Here is a 22,505-nt window from a genome sequence, read left to right on the forward strand (position 1 = left end):
GGACATGCCGGAGCTGCACACGCGGCTCCTGGCGGATGTGATCGCCCTCGGCTCGCCGTATCCCTTGGTCCTCACCGGCGGGTATGCCGTGAGGGCGCACCGCCTCGTGAACCGTCCCAGCCAGGACCTCGATGTCGCCACCGAGAACCCGGCGCCCATGGCCGACATCGCGGCCGCAGTCTGTCGCGGCCTCGAGGCCCGGGGCTGGAAAGTGCAGGCGCTGGAAACTGCCCCGCTGTCCGCTCGCTTCACCGTGACCGACCCGGTCACCGGGCAGGACTGTGAAGTCGACATCCTGAAGGAAATCTTCTGGCGGCCCGTCTCCCAGAGCCCGTACGGGCCCGTCCTCGCGGAGGAGGACGTGATCGGGACCAAGGTTCGCGCCCTCGCCGACCGCGGAGCGCCCCGCGACCTGATCGACGTGTTCGCTGCCTCCCGCCGCTGGACGAACTCTGAACTCGAGGAGTTCGGCCGCCGCCACGCCCGTGGCCGCTTCGAGCGCGAGGACTTGCAGGCGAACCTCACGGGCGCCGAGTGGACTGACGACGAAGCCTTCGGGGCCTACGGCCTGGATGAGACCACCATCGCCGCTCTTCGTACCTGGGCCGTGGAGTGGGCCGATGACCTCGCGGCCCGACTCCTCGAAGAGTCCGGTGATCCGGACATCGACTGATCGAATCCGGACGAGACCGCATCTGCCTGCCGACAAGACCGACCAGCCCCAAGAACTTCAGACACCGGACGGGCTACGAAACCCGGCATCGCGCCGCGTCCGCACATGTCGAGGGCTGCGACAGCCGTGGCCGGTAGGGCCATGCGCTCCCGAGCGCCTGTGCCGCCCTGCGAAAGGTCGCGAGGGCAGAGGATGTCCGCATCGGGCGGCGTCGGGACCGTGTGTTCCCAGAAGGACGGTGGCCGCCGCAACCGGGTTTGAGCTCGGCACACCGGCAGCGCCATGATGGGGCCGTTCGAGTGGCACCGGTGCGGTAGGAGCAGCAGATGCGGCGAGACGGGAAGACGGCCCCGTCCGATCTCCAGCTGAAGATCGTGCTGCACGGCACAAGACCGCCCCTGTGGCGGCGCCTCGTGCTGCCGTCCGATGCTTCGCTCGGGACGCTGCACGACGCCATCCAGGTCGCCTTCGGATGGCAGGGTGGCCATCTGCATCTCTTCACCGACGAGTTCGGCCGGGGGTACGGCGAGGCGGCCCGACTCACCGGCATCGATCTCGGCTTCGGCCACGAGGTCGGCGACGAGGACGCCATCGCGCTCGGCGACGTGCTGGCCGAGGAGAAGGCACGGCTGCGCTACGTCTACGACTTCGGCGACGACTGGGAGCACGGGATCACGCTGGAGAAGACACTGCCGCGCCCGGTCGGCGCGGAGCGGGCGGTGCGCTGCGTCGGCGGGCGTCGCGCCGACGTACCGGCCGAGGACATCGGCGGCGTGTGGGGGCTGGCCGAGGTGCTGGAGTTCCTCGACACCCCGGGCGGGGCCGGGGATGGCCCGCACGGTGAGCTTGTCGCCGAGCTGCGGGCGGCCGGATACGATCCGGCGGCCTTCGACCGGGACGGGATCACCGCGCGGCTGGCCCGGCTGACGCCGGACACGGTGTCCGGCAAAGCGAAGCCGCCGACCGGTGATGGGGCCGGGCGCGGCGGTGTCCGTCGGCTGACCGCCGAGGACGTGGCGTTGTGTACCTGCGGGCAGTGCGGGGTGGGCGGTCCGGTCGATGCCGGAGTCGACGGACCGGCTGAGGATGTGCCTGTGCTGCGCCCGGTGACTCTGGCTCCGCGGGAGGACCTTTTCGCTGCCGTGCGGGGTGTTCCGCTCTTCGACGCTGCGCTGCGGCTCGCCGCCTGGTGCCGCGAGGGACGGCAGGTCACCGCCGGCCGGGTGCTTCGGCCCGCGCTCGCCCGTGCGGCCGTCGAGGAGGTCCAGCTGTGGAAGCTGGCCGGCGACGACTCGCCGTATGCCGATGCCGTCGCGCGGGCTCGTGCGTTGAAGTCGCTGCGCAGCGCCAAGGACGTGGCCGTTCTCGATGATCCGTGGTGGCTCGCCGTGGACGGCGGGTTGATCACGGTCAGCGGGGGCCGCGCGTGGGGTGGCGCGGCAACCGACTTCACCGGTGAGGGCCTCCTGGAGTTCTGGGCCGCCACGATGGGCGATCTGCTGGAGGAGATCGGTGAGACGGGGGTGCTGCTGGACGGGTGGCACGGTGAGCTGGGCGAGCTGACGGCCGAGATCGCCGACGGACTGGTCGGCCTGCTGTACGACGCCCCGGACGACGCCTGGGTGAATGTCGACGGCCTGCGTGCGAAGGCCCGCGAGGTGGGCGAGAACGGGCCGGAGTTCGATCTCTTCCAGGCGCTGTTCGCGGCGTCCTTCCAGGGACTCGGCGAAGGGCTCGCCCTGCTGGGCGCGGTGGAGTACGAGCCCGGTGACGGCGTCGATTCGGCCGAGGAGAATCTGCGCACACTCCAGAACGCCCTGGTCGGACAGGAGCTGGGCGGCGGTTCGGGAACCTCGACGGCGGCGTCGGACCGGTCGTGGGACGACCAGCGCGGGCACCGCATGCGGCTCACCCCACTCGGCCGCTACGGGCTCCGCGCGTACCTGATGGAGTGCGGTGTGCCCGCGCCGCTGCTCGGTGAGTACGCCGAAGCGGACGCCGACGCTCTGCTCCAAGGGCTCCTGGGCTACTCCCCCGAGGAGATGCGCCGGGAGGTCGAAGGGTGGCTGGCACACCGTTCGGCGACGGATGCCGCGGTAGGGCTGCTCGACGCATGCGTGGGAGACGGCTGCGAGGCAGCGGCGAAGCGCGCCGTGGCCCAACTGGTGCTGGCCGACCTCGACGACCCGCGGGCGCTGCGCGTGCTGCGCAAGGCAGCGGACTCCGACGCCGAGGGGTGCCGCCAGGTGGCCACCGCGACCCTGGGCGCACGCCTCGGGGCAGAAGCAGACGTGGACCCGGCGCGGGCGGAGCAGTCGGAACTGTGGCTGCTCATCGACGGACTGTCGATCCTCGCCGGTGCTCAGGAGAGGCAGGAGCTGACCCGGGGCTTCCTGGAGAACTGGAACACGGCGCCGGAGTCGCTCGAACAGCGGGTGGACGAGCTGTGGCGAGTGGAGCACCCAGCCACCGCCCAGGTGCTCGCCGAACTGGGCGAGGGCTTGCGCGGCGTCGACAAGCGGCTGGCCAAGCGCATGCGTACCGCGGCGAACAAGGCCCACTCCCGCCGGTGACGGCGGGGTCGGACCCTGCTGGTGGACGAAGACGCGGTGAAGACCGCCTGGACGACGGTGAGGCGAAAAGCGAGTGGCACGAGTCCTCGTACGGGAGCAGGGCACAGGCACGAGTAGCCTGCCGCCATTGGCCACACCGGAGGCGGCTGCCTGGGCCCGGAGCCTGCTCGACGACGGCTGGGCGGCGGTCTTCCTGCCCGGCGAGCCGTCCCGCCTCGGCCGGTTGCTGCTCTGGCAGCCCGCCGGGGCAGCCGCCGCCAAGGGCACGGCACCCGCGGGCATCGAGACCGAGGCGGCGGAGCTCGTCTTGCCGCACGGCCGCTCGGTCAGACGGCGCAAGGCGGAGGGTTACGCGCTGCCCGTCGCCCTCGCTGTCGCCGCGCTGTCTGGGGCACAGCCACCGCACCCGTCCGCCGCCGCCTGGCAGACCGCCGCCCGATTCGCGCTCCGGCTGCTCGCCGACGGCCGTCTTCACCCGGCCCTCACCCCCGCCGGCTACGACACCTGGCAGGCGGGCCCCCTCAACGCGGCCCAGCGTCGGACGCTGGACGCCCTCGCCGCCGCCTTCCCGCCCCACGGCCACTGCCTGCCGGAGCCAGGTCCTGCCCCGCTGCGGATCGCCGAACCGGCCGCGCTGGTGCGCCGGTTCTGCGACGCGGTCGCCGACGCCCTGGTCCGCACCCCCGCCGCTCCGCTCGCCATGGGAGCCCTGCCGTACGCCTGGCGCGAGACGCGTGCCGTGCCCACCCTGCACGAGTGGGCCGAGGAGACCGCTGCCGCGTTCACCGCCGACGTCCGAGTCTCGCTGCGGGTCGATGTACCCGAGGGACGCCGCCGGCACTTCCGGGCCGTCCTCCAGCTGCACACCGCTGCGGATCCGGCGCTCGTCGTGGAGGCCGCACAGCTGTGGAGCGAGCCGGCCGAGACCGAGCGCCTGCTCGGCCCGCACGCCGAAACCGAGACGCTGCTCGCACTGCGCCGCGGCGCCCGCGTCTGGCCACCGCTCGACCGGCTGCTGAAGGACGCTGCTCCGGACCGGCTGCGGCTGACCGACGACGAAGCCTTCGAGCTGCTGGGCGACGCCACCGACACCCTGCGCGCCGCCGGTGTCGACGTGCACTGGCCGCGCGAGCTCGTCAAGGCATTCACCGCGACCGCGGAGATCGGGCAACGCACCGCGCCCGGCTCCAGCGCGGGCGGCATGCTCGACGCCGGCACCCTGCTCGACTTCCGCTGGCAGCTCTCGCTCGGCGGAGACCCGCTCACCGAGGCCGAGATGGACGCCCTCGCGGAGACGCGCCGCCCCCTCGTCCGGCTGCGCGACCAGTGGGTGGTCGCCGACCCGAAGCAGGTGGCCCGCGCCAAGCGCCGCCGGATGGAACCGCTCACTCCCATGGAGGCGCTGGGCGCCGCGCTGACCGGCGAAGCGGAGCGGGACGGGGAGACCTTTCGCTGCACGGCGGTCGGTGCGCTCGGCGACCTCGTCGCCCGTATCCGCGACCCCGAATCCCGCACCCCCGCCCCGCAGCCCACCGCACTGAATGCCACGCTGCGCGACTACCAGAAACGGGGCCTCGCCTGGCTGGCCGAGATGTGCGAGCTCGGTCTCGGCGGCTGTCTCGCCGACGACATGGGCCTGGGCAAGACCATCACCCTGCTCGCTCTGCACCTGCACCGCCAGACCGACCCCGCCACCGCGGGCCCCACACTCGTCGTCTGCCCCGCCTCGCTGCTCGGCAACTGGCAGCGCGAGGCAGCCAGGTTCGCGCCTTCCACCCCCGTGCGCCGCTACCACGGCGGCGACCGCCACCTGAAGGACCTCGCCGACGACGAGATCGTCCTGGTCACCTACGGAGTCCTGCGCCGCGACCGGGAGACCCTCGCCGAGAACGCCTGGTCGCTGATCGCCGCGGACGAGGCCCAGCACGTCAAGAACCCGTACGCCGTCACCGCCCGCGAGCTGCGCGCCGTGCCCACCCGCGCCCGCGTCGCCCTCACCGGCACCCCCGTGGAGAACAACCTCTCCGAACTGTGGGCGCTCCTCGACTGGACCACCCCCGGACTCCTCGGACCACTCGCCGTGTTCCGCGACCGCCACGCCCGCGCGATCGAGTCGGGCGAGGACCCGCGGGCCGCTGAGCGTTTGTCTCGTCTCGTGCGGCCCTTCCTGCTGCGCCGCAGGAAGTCCGACCCGGGCATCGCGCCCGAACTGCCCGCCAAGACCGAGACCGACCGCGTCGTGCCGCTGACGGCCGAACAGGCAAGCCTGTACGAGGCTGTGGTCCGCGAAACCATGGCGAAGATCGCCGAAGCCGAGGGCATCGCCCGCCGCGGCCTGATCCTGAAGCTCCTCACCGCGCTGAAGCAGATCTGCAACCACCCCGCGCAGTACCTGCGCCAGTCCACACCGCTGCACGGCCGCTCCGGCAAACTGGCGTTGCTCGACGAACTGGTCGATACCATCACCGCCGAACGCGAGTCGGTGTTGGTCTTCACCCAGTACAGGCAGATGGCGAACCTGCTGGAGAAGCACCTCGCGGAACGAGGCGTCCCCACCCTCCTCCTGCACGGCGGCACCCCCGTCAACGCGCGCGAGGAGATGGTGGACCGCTTCCAGCGCGGCGAGGTGCCGGTATTCCTGCTCTCCCTGAAGGCCGCGGGCACCGGCCTGAACCTCACCCGTGCCACCCATGTCGTGCACTACGACCGCTGGTGGAACCCGGCGGTCGAGGACCAGGCCACCGACCGCGCCTACCGCATCGGCCAGGACAAGCCCGTACAGGTCCACAAACTCCTCGCGGAGGGGACCGTGGAGGACAAGGTGTCGAAGCTTCTCGAATCCAAGCGCGCGCTCGCCGACGCCGTGGTCGGCTCCGGTGAGGCCGCTCTGACCGAACTGTCCGACGCCGATCTCGCCGAACTCGTCGCCCTGGGGAGGCAGGAATGAGCCCTTCGATCCCCGGCCCGCGCCGCACGCCCGCCCGCGGCAGGCGTGCCTTCGCCGAGACCTGGTGGGGCCAGGCATGGGTGACGGCCCTGGAGGACTCCACCATGGACTCGGGGCGCCTGTCCCGCGGACGCACCTACGCCCGCCAGGGCATGGTGGGCCCGACCACCATCGCCCACGGCCAGGTCAAAGCCGCCGTCCAGGGCAGCAGGCCCCGCCCCTACCGCTCCACCGTCCACCTGCCCGTCCTCACCGACGCCCAGTGGGACACCCTCCTCGACACCATCGCAGCCCGGGCCGGGCATCTCGCCGCACTCCTCGACGGCGAGATGCCCGCCGAACTCGTCGACGACGCCCGCCACGCCGGTGTCCCCCTGCTCCCGCAGCCCACCGAACTCGACCCCGAATGCTCCTGCCCCGACTGGGGCTACCCCTGCAAACACGCCGCCGCACTCTGCTACGCCACCGCCTCCACCATCGACGCCGACCCCTTCGTGGTGTTCGCCCTGCGCGGCCGCGGACGGGAGGAGGTCCTCGCCCAGCTGCGCGCCCGCCGTACGGCCGCCCAAGCGACCTCCACCCCACCGGCGCCGGCCGGCCTCCCTGCCGTCGGCGCCTACGCGGCCTGGGCAGCCCTGGCCGAACACACTCCACCCCTTCCAGATCTCCCCGAACCGGCCCCCCACACCGCCGCACTGCCCGCCGCCCCGCCACCCGGCACCGGTCTGTCCACCACGGACCTCGAACGCCTCATGACGGACACCGCCGCACGCGCTGCCCGGCTACTCACGGGCGACACCACCAGCCTGCACCTGACCCAGCGCGAGGACGCGGCACGGATCGCCGCGAGCAACTGCGGACCCGAGTGGTTCCACCACCTCATCCAGAACACCGGTGCCAGACCGACCGCGTTCGCCCGCCTCACCCGCGCCTGGCGGTATGGCGGCCCAACCGGCATCACCGTCGCCGAACAGCCTTACACCCCCGACCCGACGGCGATGACAGCCGCCCGCAGCGCCCTGACCGGGGCCCTCACCGAAATGACCACCGCCCCGGCCGCCCTCAGGGCCTGGCGCAACCGCCTCACTCTCACCGACCACGGCATCCAGCTGCGCCTGGGCCCTGACGCCCGCTGGTACCCCTACCTCCAGGATGACGACGGCGACTGGTGGCCGGCAGGACCGGCCGACAGCGACCCCGTTACGGCGCTCACCTCCGTCTGGCAGGAGGCCGAGAGGTGACACGTACGACAGCCCGTGAATCGCCTCCTCGGCCCACACGCCGCCGCCTCGACTGTGCGAAGCGGCTCAGCAAGCCCCAGGAGGGCCGTCTCACCAGCGGAAGCACCGTCGAGAACCCGCTGCGGCTGGGGAGAATCTGGGGAGAATGAAGCAGCGCTGGGGAGCGGCTGGGGAGAATCGACCGCACAATTCGGCCTCACCATGAAAGCGTCGGAAACATGCAACGCCGCAGGTCAGCACGCCTCACACAGCGATCTGCGCAGGTCAACGCGTTGAGGACGACATCTTCAAGAAGATCTCCTCCTGGGCCGCCATCCTCTTTGCACCCACACTCGTGGGAACCATCTACGGCATGAACTTCGAAGCCATGCCAGAGCTGCGCTGGGTGTTCGGATACCCCTTCGCCGTGGCCCTAATGGCGGTAGTTTGCCTTAGTCTGTACCTCATCTTCAAGCATCGGGACTGGCTCTAGGCTCAGCAGGCAATGACACCGCCCGCATGTCCAATGTGCATCCGCACCACCGAAAATCGGAAGCGAGGCGCGCTCTGGGGCGCGGCTGGGGAGAATAGATCGCCCCGAACTTGTCGTCCTGCACCGGCTGACCGCCATGTCCGCGAGGACCGCTTCCGGGGCTGCCGATCGGCGGGCCCCCACGCAGCGGTCCACGCGCGCTTCGGGGAGGGCTTCGCCTGCGACGACGAGCAGCCGGAGGCGGCCTACGCCAGCGCCTACGGCATCCCCACGCGCCGCAAAGGCGGCCGCAGCCACGTCACGGCGCGCCGCTGCGCCGCCACAACCGCCTTCACCGCACTCGAGATCCTCCGCCCGGTACTTGTCCGGCCCCAATGAAGCCAGTGGCTCTTCCGGTTCGCTACGGCGCCCCGGCACCCCTCGCTCCAGGCCGCGGCACAAGCCATCGGGATCAGGCCGGGCACGCTGTACTCACAGGTACGTCGTCGTTCAAAGGATGCCGACGGCCCCCTGCTGGAGCCCCCGCGCCGGGCCCGACTGATGCGTTCTCTGGGCACGGCCGTCATGGAAGCGGTCTCGGCCACGGAGGTCGGCGGCCCGGTGACCTCGACAGCTCCGAGATCCCCGCCAGAGTCAAGCTAGCAGCGGGCCAGTGTGCCGCTCTCCCGGGTGAGGTGGGTGCTGGACATCCAGCCTTCGGTGTTCGTGCCCTCGGCACGGGCGTAGACCCACTTGTTGCCATAGGCGTTGGTGATGTAGCAGTGGTAATAGACCTTCACGCCGGTCTTGACCACGGACACGTAGCTGCACTCCGCGTACGGCCCGGTGTAGAGGTGGGAGTTGTCGAGCAGGTAGCCGTAGCCGTTGCTGCGGTTCTCGTGACTCCAGCCGGTGCAGGCCGTCGACACCGGGGCGGGCTCCTTCACCGTGGAACTGGGCTTGGTCTCCGGAGAGGTGGACGGGCTCGCGGCCGGCTTGGCACCGTTGTTGCCGGGCGTCGTCGTGGGACCCGTCTTGTTCGCCGAGGGAGACGGCTTCGAGGAGGCGCCCGGAGCAACGGAGGACGACGGGCCGCTGCCCGCCGGGGAACTGACGGCGGGCGGCGTCGCCTGCGCACCGTTCGCGGTCGTGTCGCCCTCTTGGCCGGTCAGGGCATAGGTGATTCCGCCGCCTGCGGCGAGGAGTACGACGGCGGCCGCTGATGCGATGAGGGTGCGGCTGCGGCCGCGTGCGCCACGGGCTGCGGTGCGGCTCGTTTCGGGAGTGGGGACTCCAGTGGGGCCCGCGACCGGCGCGCCGGGCTGCGGAAGCGTCGGCGGCAGGTTGGGCTGCGCGTAGCCGGCATACGGAGGATGAGGCTGCGGGGTGGGCTGGGGGAACATCGGGGGGCCGAACCCGGGGGGCGGTACGACGGCGGCCGCAGCCCCGGGAACCACCATGGGCGTGGGAGCCGGGCCCTCGGACACCCTCCGGCCCGAGGCGACGCGCTCCAGCATGCCGCGCGCCTGGTCTGCGGTGGGCCGGTCCTCCGGTTCCTTCGCCATCAGCGCCTGGAGCACCGGCGTGAGTGGTCCAGCCCGGCGGGGCTCCGGCAGTGGCTCGGTGACGATGGCCGACAACGTGGACCACGCGGACGTGCGACGGAACGGCGAAGTGCCCTCCACAGCCGCGTACAGCGTCATGCCGAGCGACCAGATGTCCGACGCGGGACCGGGCTCCCTGCCCTGCGCGCGCTCCGGTGGCAGGTAGTCGAGAGAGCCGATGATGTCACCGCTGCGGGTCAGCTTGGCCATGGCGTCGTCGTCGGAGGCTTCCATGGTGGCGATGCCGAAATCAGTGAGAACGACCCTCCCACCGTGCTCCATCAGCACGTTGGCGGGCTTGACGTCCCGGTGCAGTACGCCGACCCGGTGCGCGGCGTCGAGCGCTTCCATCAGCTTGGCGCCGATCGCCGCGGCCTCGCGCGGCTCCAGCGGGCCGCGCTCCGTCAACACGTCGTCGAGCGAGGGCCCGTCGACGAATTCCATGACGATCACCGGCAGACCCTGCTCCTCGGTCACGTCGTGCACGGTGACCACACCGCTGTGCCGGATACGGGCGGCTGCCTGCGCCTCCCGCTGCATCCGGGTCCGCAGATCGGCAAGTTCGGACGCGGAGGCGTCGGTGAAGGCTCGCAGGACCTTGACTGCAACCTCTCGGTTCAGCAGTTCGTCCACCCCCCGGGCGACCACTCCCATACCGCCGCGCCCGACCACGGAGGTCACCCGGTAACGCCCCCCGAGTACCTTGCCTATCAGTTCTCCGTCATTCGCTTCCCCCGCCTTCACCGCACGCCCCGTTCCATCGCTTCCATCGCTGTTCGTCGTCCATCAACCGGCGGCCTCAAGGGTAGAGGCAGGAACGTGGGGGGATTGCGGCGGCCGGACTGCAGACCAAGCGATCCACCCTGCCGCCGGCCGCCTCCCAGTCGGCGGACATCGCACCTGCCATGGCAGAAGGGCGCTATGACGCTGCTCTTCCGCTGCCTTCAGTTGGCCATGCTGGACTGCAGCCGCTCGGCTGGGGCTCCCGGATCCGCGAAGGCAGGCCTGGTGTCCCGCGCACGAACGATGCGCGGGACACCAGGCTCTCCTGCCTCAGTTCTTGTCGGTGACCGAGGCCCCGGTCACCGGCCGCTCCGGGCCGGCAGTTGGCCACAGTCGCCGCCGGCGCACTTGCTCAGCCAGTCTGCGAAGTCGGCGTCGTACTTGGTGCCGATGGTGTCGCGGAGCAGGCTGTGGGCCGCGTCGTACTCGCCTGCGCGGTAGTGGCCGAGCAGGGTTGCCACGTCCGCGGGGTGCGACTGGAGCATGTAACGGACGCCCAGATAGCCCCACTGGTAGATACGGGTGGTGTCGGCGTTGTCGTAGGTGGTCCCGAAGAGCCGGCTGAGCTGGTAGGTGTTCTTGCCCGCCTCCTCGATCGCCCTGTCGTAGGTGATGCCGCGGTACGAGTAGGAGACGTACTCGGCGAAACCCTCGACCCACATCACGGTCGGGGTGGTCTGCCCGGCTGCGAAGTCGCCGTACATGTCGTGGCGGCCGTCGAGGTAGTGGGTGTACTCGTGGTTGAGGTTCCAGATCTGGAAGGCGCCGTCCTGGGCCGGCTGCTCGTAGGCGATGAAGCGCGGTTGGTTGCCCTCAGCGGCCGGGTCGCCCTCCAGGTACATGCCGCCGTTGTTGGTGTCGATGCCGAAGACGACACCGGCGTAGGTCTTGTAGTCGGTACTGGAGTTGAAGGCGACGATCTCGATACTGGTGTTGTTGTCGTCCTTGACCGGGCCGTTGTCCTTGACGATGTTGTGGAAGACCGGGTCCTGCTTGAGGATGCTGTCGCATGCTGCCGAGAGTTCGGACGCGGTCAGCTCCTGCGCGAGGATCTTCGCGCTCGGACCGCATGCGTGCTTGACCGTCAGCACGGCGTCGCGCACACGGTTCTGCAGGTCACAGGAGTCGTACTCGGCGCAGTTCCCCTTGTCGAACTCATCCGTCATCTCGGCGAGGCCGACCCAGAGCGGGGCGGTGCGTCCAGTGATCTCGCTGCGGCCGAGCAGCTCCTTGACCAACGGCTTGACGGTGTCCTTGAGGTCGGCGTGCCGCAGGAAGCGGCCGAGTTCGCGTCCGGCGTTGCTGGCCAGGTAGGACTTGTCGGTGCCGAGCAGATCGTCGTGGGCGACGGCGAAGTCACGCAGTCCGGTGAGGACGCTCGGGTCCGCCTTCACGGCTTCCACGAACTCCGGCAGCTGGTGGCCGCGGAAGAGCACGGTGTAGGTGTTGTTGACTGCCGCGAGCATCCCGTAGAACTGGTCGTACGACGAGTCGTAGTCCTTCTGCAGACGCTTGACCACGTCGAGGTGGCGGGCGTTCTCTCCGGAGCTGTCGATCAGGGTGACCGTCTCGCCCAGGGTTTCTCCGTTGGCCTCGGTGACGTCGAAGGCGTGGGACGAGCCGAAGAAGGCATCCAGGGCGCCCTGAATGGCGCTCTTCAGCGTCGGGCCGTATTCACCGACGTTCTCAGGCTGGTTGTACTGGATGTAGTAGCCGGCGCGCAGGTACAGCACCACCTGGGTTGCGAAAGTGCTGTTGTCCCCCGGGTAGTTGGTCGCGACGTCCTTGAGTGCGTTCGCCACCGTGACCATCTGTTCCTCGCGGAAGAGGGCCTTGGAGTCTTCACCGGTCACGCCGAACAGCGTGTTGATGCAGGTGGTTTCCGACTTCTTGATCTGCTCGACCAGGGCAGCGCCGGTCTTCGAGGTGAAGTCGCTGACGTTGCAGTCCGCCGCGGCCTTCGCCGCAGAGCGAGCCTGCTTGCGCTCTGCGGCGTTCTGGGTCGCGGGGAGCGGAGGGCGTTGCGCGGGGTTCGAGGCCTTCGAGGCCTTCGAGGCCGATCGCGCGGGGTCGGCGGCGTGTCCGGGTGCGAGATCGGCGGCAAGCACGGTGGCGGAGGCGGGCTGTGGGGCGGGGGCCGACCTCGGTGCGGACTTGGGTGTCCCAGCGCCGGCCTGGGTCGCCGCGCCATTGGGGGCGAGCACGGCGAGCCCCAGGCCGGCGACGGCCACGGTGGGTATCAGCAGTTGGGTGAGTTTCCTGAGGGTGGGGGGTTTGCGCATGGCGATGGCCTCCAGGCCGGTCGGCAGCCGTGCGTGGGGCACGGCGGTGGGGGGTGCGGACCGTGATGGCAACGGAAGTTGAGCACTCCCGGAGCTGGCATAGCCGCGGAAAGTGTGACCGTACAATTTCACAGTTCACATGGCAGTGGAAGAGGGTTGCAAGCATCAGGAACGAGTGATGAGCCGTCAGAGACCGGTCTTGTCAGGGAACTTGAGCGCGCGGTCGACTTCGACCATCTCCGGGACGGCAGGGTCGAGCAGTACCGCCATGAGGCCCAGGACCACCACGACTACCGGCCCACCGACCCCTGGAAACGCGAAGTGGCGTGCCTCATCGGGCACATGGGCGAAGGGCCCCACCGTTTGCGGTGGGGCCCTTCGCCGTTCTCCGTTTCAGCCGGGCCGGCTGCCCGTCCGCTGTCGCCGTGGCGGGTTCTTCCGGTGCCGACGGCAGGCCACGTAGTCGGCTCACCGGGGACAGGACGAGCGCGATCAGCGCGGGCGGCTACCCCTTCGCGATCCTGCTGATGGCGGTCGTCTGCGTCAGCCTGTACGTCATCTTCAAGAAGCGCGACTGGCTGTAGCCGACAGCTCTCGACTCTCGACCGCCGATCGCATCAGACAACGTTCGCTCCGTTGTGATGCGACGCCCTGAAGATGGAGTCGAGTGACTGATCGGCGACCGGGAGGGCGCGCTACTCGGCTTCGGCCGTCGTGATCTGTTCGAGAACCTCTGTGTACAGGGATCGCCTGTCGGGACGGACATGGGCGGAGGCATGTCTGAGGGCGGGGATCGCGGACGGTCCCATGACGGTGAGCCCCTCGGCCGCGGCCTTGCGGATGGTGGGGTGGGGGTGTTCCAGCAGCCCGGTCAGGGCGGGGATCGCGGGTGCCCAACTCGCGTGGGAGAGGGTCCGGATCGCCGTGCGCACCACGTCCGGCTGTGGGTCGTCCAGCAAGATCGACGTGTGGTGCAGATAGGTCTGCCGGTCCAGCATGGCCCGCGAGGTCCGGTGGGCGTGCAGGCGGACCTTGGGCTTGGGATGATGCAGCAACTCACCGATCAGGTCCCGCAGGCCGGGGTCCTGGTCCGGGTCAGGGCCGCTGTGTCCCTCGGCCAGTCGCACGAGCGCTCGGCGTATCTGCATCGGGTCGCCGGTACGGGCCAGGTCCAGCAGCTGCTGCCGGGACGGGGGTTGTGACGCTCCTGTCGACGCGGCCGGGGCGCGGTCACGGAGCGCTGACAGCGCCACGGCGTCCTGCCGTACGGCGTCCGGGCGGCGCAGCGGGCCCTCGACGAGGAGCAGCCCGTCCGCGAGGTCGTCGCGCCCTTCGGCACGCAGCCGCCGACAGGTCTGCGTCAGCGCAGGGGTGCGCAGCAGGGGACGCCCGCGGAGCAGGTCGAGGAACCCCCAGGCGCCGGCGTCGAGCCGGCCACCGAGGCGCTCCGCCAGCACGTCGGAGGGGACCCGCTGCAGCGCCCGCCCGGCTGCGGAACGGCTGGACGGCGGATCGTGCTCCCACCAGTCCAGCAGGAGCGGGACCAGCGGTTCCAGGTCCCACGGGTCGAGCCGGCTTGCCGCGAGGGCGACCCTGTCGTGCAGGACGTCACCCGCGCGGAGCTCCGTCTCGCCGACGGCGTTCAGCGTGCGGGCCAGGTCGACACCGACGGGTACGTCGATGCGGCCTCGCAGAAACGCTCGGAGCACGGGAAGCCTGGCCTCGGGCTCGGGCCACTCCAAGAGCGCCAGGGCCGCAGTGTGCCGGCGCTCCGGAGCGGATGCGTGCAGCATGGTCAGCAGGCGCTCCCGCAGCGCGGTCGAACGGGGCTGGTCGAGGTCGTCGGCGTGGACCGTCCGCGGTCGCGGCGCCGTCGCGTGCATGGTCTCGGTGATGGTCCAGGACGGTACGTCGAGCGGCTGGATGTCCGTCATCCAGTCGATGAGGACGGGGCGGACCTCGGGGCCGGCAAAGGCGTGGACATCGATCAGTGTGCTCAGGCGGTCCCGGGAACCCGGGACGCCCTCGTGCGTCCGGCGCAGTCGCCGGAATCGCTCCAGGGCGCTCGGCGTGCGCACGGCCGTATCCAGCGCGGCTCGCCACGTCTCGGCCTCGGCCTCGGCCTGCGAGGTGGGCGCAGGGGACTGCGGGACGGCGAACGCGTTCCGCAGCACAGCGGTCTCGGCCTGACGGGGGTTGGCGTCCAGCCGGGCCGAAGCAAGAGCCTGCTCGAGGTCGGCCCGGACCAGCACCGCATCGAGGGCGCGGAGCAGCCCCAGTACGGACCGGCTCCCGGGTGCAGGGCGCAGCGCGCGTACCGCGTCGGCGACTGCCTGCTTCAGAGCCGCCGGCAGCGTCGGCGCGACCGCTTCGAGTACCGCGATGAGACCGTGCCGGTCTCCGGCCGAAGCCTCGTCGAGCCTTTCGATCCCGTCGATCCCGTCGAGCCCCTCGAGCCCCTTGAGCAGGACCCCGGTGAACCGGGCGAAGGCCGTCAGTTCCCCGGTCGTCCACGGTGCGGGACAGAGCCGGAGGATGAGACGCAGTACGTGACCTCGGACGGCGGGTTCGGAGCCGGCCAGGCAGAGCCAGTCCGGCAGCATGGGCCGCAGCACCCGCAGCCGGGCGGGGTGCGTCTGCTCATGCCTTTCGGCCACGCGTAGCGCGACCGACGGATTCCAGCCGTCCACCGTCAGCGACCTGACGTCCGGGTCCGCTCCGATGTCCGCCGCCGGCCCCGGCGCCGCGGGCGGGGTGATCCCGTGCTCGGCCAGGGCCGTGGACAGCTCTTCGATCGTCCCGGAAGCGAGGCCGACCCGGCGGGCCGCCACCAGGGCGAGCAGGGTCGGTACGACCCGCGATGCCTGGTCGTCCAGTGCGAGGACCGAGCGTGCCGGCAGTGTGCGGTCGAGTCCCGCCAGCAGCAGTTCGCGGGCGCGGCCGTCTTCGCTGTGTTCGGCGGCGGCGAGGACGGTCGCCAGGTACGCGTCGCCGAGGATGGCGCGCAGCGCCTCGATGAGCGAGCTGCGCAGGCCTGGATTGTCGTGTCGCCCGAGCCAGAAGAGCAGTGCCGGTACCGCCTTGGGCGTGCCCGCGCGGACGAGGACCTCGGCGGCGGTCTTCTTGATGTTCATGTTCGGATGGTCGAGACATGCGGCGATCGCGGTGGAGGCCCAGCGGGCCCGCGCGTGGCCGAGTGCGAGCAGCGCCTGCCGGACGGTCTGGATGTCCTGGGCGGCGGTCAGCGCGATCAAGGTCGCCGACAATGCCTGCGCATCGTCGCCGGTGGCGTCGCGGGCGAGCAACGCGATCGCGTGCTTGCGCACGTGCCGGTCGCGGTGCCGCAGCAGGCGGTGCGCCCGCGCACGGGTATGCGCGTAGGGGGCTCGGAGCAGGAGTTCGAGGAGGATCGCCTGCTCGACGCTCGACAGTCCGGGCCGGTCCAGCAGGTCCAGGCCCATGGTCGCGACGAGTGCGTGTCCGGCCTCTCGTGCGGTCGCCGCGTCGAGCAGGCAGGGCGGCCTGATCCGTCCCCGCTCGTGGAGACGGCGGCCCAGGCCGTGCAGGGCATCCAGGATCTCCTGGGGTACCACGGGCTCCCCGGCGGGCCGGCCGCTTTCGAGTCGCGGGGCGGCTCCGCCCGGTTCCCGGGACGCCGCCAGGTCGGCCACGATGCGCAGGAGCAGGTCCGCGATGACCGGCAGCGTGCCGGCGCCGCCGTGGGTGGCCAGTCTGTGCAGTGCCGCCACCGGCTCGTCCGGGTCCAGGTGGGAACTCAGGAGGGCCAGTTCCTGCTCGTCGGGGCCACCGAGATCCGCCGCGATGCGAGTCGGCAGATCGGCGGGATCGAGACGGACGAGGACGGCACGTCGCTGTGACGGATCGCTGGTCAGATGCCACAGCACTTCAAGGGCGCGGTTCCGCACTGCGCGGAGATGCGGCGCGATCACGCCCACGCTCTCCGCCGTGGCGAGACCGAGCCCTTCCCTCAACGCCGTCGTGGTCCGGTGCCCGCCGATGGCCTCCAGAGCCTCCAGGGCCGCTGCGGGAGCGGACGGCAGGAGAGCGATCACGGCGTCTTCGGCATCCACATGGCGCAATGCCCGGATCGCGTCGAGAAACGGCCCTGGCACGGGAGCCGAGGGAAGAACCCGTGTGATCGCGTCCCCGATCGGCAGCTCCCCCGCTCCCTGTCCGGCCAGGGCGACCAGCAGCGTGAGCCGCCGCGGCCAGCTCGGATCGTCGGCGTCCGCATCAAGCAGTACGCGGAGCATCACCTGTCGGCAGGTGAACAGGATCGCGGCGACGTCGTCGGGCGGGATCGAGTGATCGGCCAGCGCCAGGCCGATGATGGAGGGGACGTGGGAGCCGTCCGGGAAGTGCCCGCGCCGGTGGAGCCCGCGCAGGCATGCCACCGCCGGCCCGCCGAACAGCAAAGGGTCCCGTGCGGCGATGGCCGTCAATGCGCCGATGTCACCGCGGTCCGCCAGGTCACCGAGCAGTTCCATCCCGCGCCGGCGAAGGCCCGGCGGCAGATCCGGATCGTCAACGACCTGCCGGAGCAGACCGAGGTTCCCGTGATGGGCGGCAGCCAGGATTGCGGCATCGGCCACCTCAGGCCGTGTGATCACCGAGTCGGCAGCGAGAAAGGGAGACAGGCGTCCCGGCGCCAAGGGATCCAACGCCGCCCACGGCTCGGCGAGTTCACGCAGTACGGCGGCGACGACGGCTGCGCTGTCGACACCGAGCAGGCTGATCGCATACTCGCGAACCAGTGCGGGAGCCAGCAGGCCCGCGTGCAGCCCCTGCCGGGCCAACTGCAGCGCCGCGGCCTGCAACACCGGGTCGGCGCTGTCCACCAGCTCGTTCACGAGTTGCTCGGGCCGGTGCGCGCAGGTGATGGTCAGTTCCCGCACGGCCTGGTACAGCAGTTCGCCCAAAGGCTCCTTCCGGATCACCGTCGGTTCGTTCAGAAGCTCAGCGCGCAGCCAGGCGATCTGCACCCGTGCCGGCAGCTCGGCCGTACGCCATGACGGCCGGCGGAGCCCCTGGCGATACGGCCCCAGTCGCTCATGGAGCCGCGCCAGGACGAGCGCCGCCTCCGGCGGTCCCTCCACCACTGCCGGCAACAGCCCCGCGAGCTCGGCCGTCTCAAGCCCGCCGCCCGTCCGGCCCGACGTGACGCGCTCGGTCAGCAGGACCAGCCCCAGATACCGCAGGCTGGGATCGTCGTGCCGGATGAGGAGTCCGAAGACGGCCGGCGGGCAGAGCTGCGCGTCAAGATGGCCGGCCAGCCAGCCGACGTCGGCTCGACGCACCGCATCGTGGAAGGGCTTGTCCGCCGACGTGATCATCGTCGGATGCTAACGGGGACGTTCCCCGCCCCACCAGCGAGAAACGCGACCGGCTGTGCCAGAGCCGTGGGTCACCAGGGGCGGAGCAGTTCGCGGAGGGCGTCGGTGTCGCCCAGCAGGGCGTCCGTGTCGCCGTCCGTGAGGGAGGGGTCCGCCACCGGGTGGAGGGCGGGGTCTCGGAGGGCTGTCGCCAGGGCGGCGACCTTGTGGTTGAGGACCTCGTTGACCCGCTCGTCGACTGTGTCGGCGGCCAGCAGCACCGTGCAGGTGGGGCGGGCCTCGGCGGGCAGGCCGAGGCGGTGCGTGCGGTCGAGGGCCTGGAGCCAGGTGCCTGCGGCGTAGCCGCGGTCCAGGTGCACCTGGTCGCTGGACGCCAGGTGCAGGGAGACCCCCTCGCCCAGGGTCTGCGGGGTCGCGACGAGGGCCCAGCAGTCCTCGTCGTGGCGGAAGCGGTCGAGCTCGGCCTTGCGGCCGTCCAGCGGGGTGGCGCCCGTGACGACGGCCGGACGGTGCCGGGCCAGCGCCGTGACCAGCGCCTCGATGTTGCCGAGGAAACCCGACCAGACGACGGTCCTGCGGCCCTGGGCGCGGTGCTCCGCCACGAGTTGAGCGGCGCGGACCACCTTGGCCGGGCGGATGTGCCGGGTCGGTTCCGCCACCAGGGAGGCCAGGTCCGCGTGGCCGGGCCCGTCCAGCGGCAGCGACCACGGCCGCCCCGGGGCGAAGACCGCGGCCGGGTTGGCCGCGGCCGCGATCAGGTGCAACAGGGCGCGCCCCGCCTGGGCCGCCACCGCCCCCGAGGCGGATCCCCCGGCCCCGGCGGCGTCCTGCGCCCACCGCCGTACGCGGCTGGTCATGGCGTCGTACAGGGCGCGGTGGGAGGCGTCGAGGCTGATGCGTTCCACCCGTAGGTCCAGGGGCGGGAGTTCGAGGTCGTCCTTGGTGGCGCGTACGTAGGCCCGGTCCCGGAGGTGGGCGAGGTCGCCGTGGACGAGCCGGTGTCCCTGCCCCGGCCACACCAGGTCGAACACGGCCTCCAGGTCGCGGGGCCGGTTGGGCATCGGGGTACCGGTCAGGACCATCACGGCGTCGGCGCGGCGGGCGAGTTCCGCCGCCTCCGCGCCGCGCCGGGAGGCTGCGCCGGCCTTGGCGCGGTGGGCCTCGTCGAACACGGTGAGGACTTTCCGCCCGCGGGACCAGCCGGCGAGCGCGGCGCGCACCGCCGGGTCGCCGAGGCGCTCGTAGTTGAGTACGACGACGGTGTCGGTGCGCGCCATGACCCGGGGCCGTACGGCGACGGCGGGCGCCCGGTCCGGCGCGAAGCAGGCGCGGGCCTCCTCCACCCATGCCTCGAACGCGGAGGGCGGTGCGACGACGAGCAGGGCGTGCGCGGCCCCCCGGGCCCGCAGTGCGGTGAACACGGCGTAGGCCACGGTGGTCTTCCCGGAGCCCGGCACGGAGAAGTTCGCGCCGCCGCCGGCGCGGAGCAGCCGGGCGGCGGCCGTGCGCTGGAAGGGGAGCAGCGTCCGGACGAAGCCCAGGGCCGGGAGGTCGATGTCGCCCGGCCACGCGGACTGTTCGGCCGTGTCGGCGGCGAGCAGCGCGGCCAGTCCGTCCGCGGCTGCGGCTCCGCCCGCGCGCAGCCGTTCGGCGGCCGGGGTCCAGGTCCAGCGGGCTGCCGCCGCGGGATGGCGGGCGAGCAGCCGGGGCAGGGCCCGGGCCCGGTCGCGGCGGACGACGATCGAGACCGCGGTCACGGCCGTGGCGGGCGTGCCGTGCACGGCCGGGCCGAGGAGGGCAGCCACGTCCTGCCACCACCGGTCGGTGACGTGCTCGGGCCGCCGGACCATGGGCCGGCCGGCGTCGTCCACGGCCACCGTGCCGGTGACGCGGCCGGCCTCGGCCCCGGCCGGTGTACTGGCGACGCCACGGTCCTCTGCCTCGGCGGGCGCCTCGGCCGGTGCCTCGGCCTCCGCCGAGGTCACCGGCGGGCCTGCTGCCTGAGGTAGGCCATCACGCCCTGGCGGAGGAAGCGGCGCAGGGTTTCGAGGGATTCGTCGGTGCCGTTCTCCACGTCGGGGTCGATACCCACCTCGTCGATCATGAGGGGCAGGTTCTCGTCGTCGGGGTCGTAGGCCTCCTCGCCCTCCCCGTCCTCCTCATCGTCACCGGCTCCTACGGCGTCCACGCGGATGCTGGCGAGCCCACGCGCCCGATCGGCCAAGTTGTCGATGCCGTCGGCCAGGGCGTAGATCTGTTCCTCCCACGTGCCGGTCTCGGCGGATGGACCAGCGTCTCGCCGCTCGTCCTCCTCTTCCGGACCGTCCGCCCACAACGGGACGGCGACGGCGGAGCCGAGACCCTGACCGTCCCGGTGGTCGCTGCCGTCGGCCCGGAATTCGGCGGCGGGCAGCGTGGATCCCGCGAAACCGTCCGCGCCCGCGCCGGGCCTGCCACCGATGCCGGGAGACTTGGCCCAGGCCCGCCGCAGCCATTCCTCCAGCATCTCTGCGCCGGTCGCCGGATCGAGCGGGACCACGGGGTCCTTGACGATGGCCGCGCGGACGATCGCTTCGAGCTGGTCGATTCCCTCGGCAGAGCGGGCCGCGTTCATGACCACGACGTCCGCTTCGACCTTCGTCACCCCGCCACGGCCGCCACGGCCGGTCAGGGTCATCGAGGACGGATGCGGGACCAGGCGCGGGGCGCCGTCGGAGCGCGTGCCGCCGTCCTTCCGGAAGTAGTTGCGCAGGGCCGGGTTGGCTGCGTGTGCGACGAGGGCGAGCACGGCCAGGGCCCGCTGATGGCAGCCGAGGCGGTTCCGCTGGGCTTGTACGGATGCCGCCAGTTCCCTGCGGGCGCCTTCGGCGATCTCCTCGACGTCCCGGTCGATCAGCTCGGTCCAGTTGCCGTCATGGTGTTCGATGCCGCGCAGCTCCGGTTTGCGGAAGGAGCGGGCGGTCACGGCGGTGAACTGGCCCATTTCGCCGTCCCCTTCAAGGCCTGCGACCAGACCGGCCAGTGACGCGGTGGTGGTCGCCGCCTGCAGGGGCGAGTTGGGCACCCGCAGCCGCTTGAGCGTCTCTCGCACCACGGCGTACCGGCTGGGGACGGCAGGATCGTCGACCACCGTGGAGACCATGACGTGCGTGGTGGCCACGACGCGGTTGCGATAGGGGATGCGCGACGGGTCGTCCGCCCAGGGCACTTCCGTGTCGCCGAAGAAGACGTCGCGCTGCTCCTCGGCGAGGTAGTTGCGACGGACGAGGTCGTTGACGACGGTACGGGCCTTGAAGGCCTCGTCGTCCGACTTCCCCCAGAGGGTCGGGTTCTGCCCCTTGACGTGGAAGCGGGCCATGTCGGCGTAGACCACGTCGTGGACGCTGTTCCTCCGGTAGGGCTGGACGGCGATGCCGATGTCCATCCGGGCCGTCATCATGCGCAGCGTGGCCTTGGCCTCGAGCGGGGCGCCGTCGAGCCAAGTCTGCACCGCGGACCTGGTCCGGCCCGCCGGCCAGACGGCGAAGGACGCCTCCTCGAAGCGCAGTGTCCGGTGGGCCGCCTCGATGCTGTCCGGGGTGTGCGCCCGGACGGTCAGGGAGCCGTCCGGGTACTCCCAGTGCATCGTGGACAGGTCCGCGTGCGTGCCCATCAGCTGTCCCATGAAGGACTGGGCGACGCTGACCCGGGTCCAGCCGTCGTCGGTCTCGACGAGGTGCCCGCGCTCGTCGTCGGACACGTACATGTCGTACACGAAGCCGCGGATCTCCTCGCGGATGCCTTCCAGGGCGAGCGAGTCGGTGAACTCCTTCTCGGCCTCGGCCACATAAGCGGCCGGGTCGCGGACCTGCTTCTGCGCCTTGGTGATGTTGATCAGGTGTTCGGCGGAGCGGGCCTCGATGCGCAGGCCGGAGCCGACCTCGTGGATCAGCGACTGCCCGTGGCCACGCATGATCCGCTGGGCGGAGGCCGCCATGCGCGGCTGAACGGTGGCCGGGCGCACCATCGGGACGCACACCACGAGCTGGGCCACCGACAGCAGCCCTGCATGGTTGCGCCGCCATTGCGCCCGGCGCACGGCCTCGATGTTCTCCCGACCGCCGGCCGATACCGCTTCGACGGCCCGGACGAACCCTGCGGGGGTCTCCTCGGGCGGGCAGCCGTGGGCCTTGGCGTACCACTCCATGACGGCCTTGCCGAGTTCGGTGGGCGGCTCCCCGTCGGAGAGGGCGGGTTCGCCGCGCAGGGGCTCGAAGACCGGCGGCAGCAGGGGGAACACGCCGTCGAGCGGAACGGGGTCTGAGATCAGGTTCTCGTGGCGGGGCTCGAGGAACCGGAAGGTGCTCTTACGGGCAGCCATGGGTGGCAACCTCCTCAGGGTCGACACCCGGCACGGCGCGGAGCCCCAGCACGCATGCGGTCACCCGGGCCGACGGCGCGAAGGGCGCCGGTGCAGGGCCGTGGAGGAGACGGGTATGCGTAAGGGAGGACACGGTGGAGGACGGGTGCGTCGTCGGTGCGCTGCAGGAGCGCGGAACTCAACTGCATGACGACGCAAGCGCCGCCTCCACAGACCGTCACCAGAGCCGGCCAGGCG

10 protein-coding genes and 1 pseudogene are annotated in these 22,505 nt (G+C 71.4%); 6 read left to right on the forward strand and 5 right to left on the reverse strand.

All coding sequences use genetic code 11. The features are described 5' to 3' along the window. The first annotated feature begins 4 nt into the window (after positions 1–4). The 5 genes and pseudogenes from OHT74_RS08865 to OHT74_RS08885 form a co-directional block, all read left to right on the forward strand. Positions 5–673, forward strand: a complete 669-nt coding sequence (locus OHT74_RS08865) for a nucleotidyl transferase AbiEii/AbiGii toxin family protein (RefSeq protein ID WP_266662339.1) — start codon at positions 5–7, stop codon at positions 671–673. A gap of 326 nt (positions 674–999) precedes the next feature. After that, complete coding sequence (locus OHT74_RS08870) at positions 1,000–3,246, forward strand: plasmid pRiA4b ORF-3 family protein (protein WP_328619938.1); 2,247 nt, start codon at positions 1,000–1,002, stop codon at positions 3,244–3,246. A 127-nt stretch (positions 3,247–3,373) separates the two neighbouring features. Further along, positions 3,374–6,193 carry a DEAD/DEAH box helicase gene (locus OHT74_RS08875; RefSeq protein ID WP_328619939.1) on the forward strand — a complete coding sequence of 940 codons (2,820 nt, stop codon included), beginning with the start codon at positions 3,374–3,376 and terminating at the stop codon, positions 6,191–6,193. Further along, positions 6,190–7,434, forward strand: coding sequence for an SWIM zinc finger family protein (locus tag OHT74_RS08880; RefSeq protein WP_328619940.1), 1,245 nt, complete (start codon positions 6,190–6,192; stop codon positions 7,432–7,434). The genes OHT74_RS08875 and OHT74_RS08880 overlap by 4 nt, the downstream gene beginning before the upstream one ends. Positions 7,435–7,720: 286 nt before the next feature. Next, positions 7,721–7,906: pseudogene (locus OHT74_RS08885) on the forward strand (CorA family divalent cation transporter); the annotation flags it as partial. Positions 7,907–8,544: 638 nt separating this feature from the next. Here OHT74_RS08885 and OHT74_RS08890 read toward each other — a convergent pair. Then, a complete protein-coding gene (locus tag OHT74_RS08890) occupies positions 8,545–10,170 on the reverse strand; it encodes a protein kinase domain-containing protein (protein WP_443047320.1) in 1,626 nt (541 codons plus the stop codon). A 401-nt stretch (positions 10,171–10,571) separates the two neighbouring features. Continuing rightward, positions 10,572–12,596, reverse strand: a complete 2,025-nt coding sequence (locus tag OHT74_RS08895) for a collagenase (protein WP_443047321.1) — start codon at positions 12,594–12,596, stop codon at positions 10,572–10,574. Positions 12,597–12,979: 383 nt separating this feature from the next. Between OHT74_RS08895 and OHT74_RS08900 the strand changes: the two genes are divergently transcribed. Next, complete coding sequence (locus OHT74_RS08900) at positions 12,980–13,138, forward strand: hypothetical protein (RefSeq protein WP_328619942.1); 159 nt, start codon at positions 12,980–12,982, stop codon at positions 13,136–13,138. A gap of 111 nt (positions 13,139–13,249) precedes the next feature. Here the strand turns inward: OHT74_RS08900 and OHT74_RS08905 are convergent, their stop codons facing one another. The 3 genes from OHT74_RS08905 to OHT74_RS08915 form a co-directional block, all read right to left on the reverse strand. After that, positions 13,250–17,908: a HEAT repeat domain-containing protein gene (locus OHT74_RS08905; protein ID WP_328619943.1), complete on the reverse strand. Its 4,659-nt coding sequence runs from the start codon at positions 17,906–17,908 to the stop codon at positions 13,250–13,252. Positions 17,909–17,979: 71 nt separating this feature from the next. Further along, positions 17,980–19,893, reverse strand: a complete 1,914-nt coding sequence (locus tag OHT74_RS08910) for a DEAD/DEAH box helicase (RefSeq protein ID WP_328619944.1) — start codon at positions 19,891–19,893, stop codon at positions 17,980–17,982. Next, a complete protein-coding gene (locus OHT74_RS08915; protein WP_328619945.1) occupies positions 19,890–22,268 on the reverse strand; it encodes a hypothetical protein in 2,379 nt (792 codons plus the stop codon). The genes OHT74_RS08910 and OHT74_RS08915 overlap by 4 nt, the downstream gene beginning before the upstream one ends. Positions 22,269–22,505 lie beyond the last annotated feature (237 nt).

It is taken from the genome of Streptomyces sp. NBC_00354 (genome assembly GCF_036106915.1).
Taxonomy (GTDB): domain Bacteria; phylum Actinomycetota; class Actinomycetes; order Streptomycetales; family Streptomycetaceae; genus Streptomyces.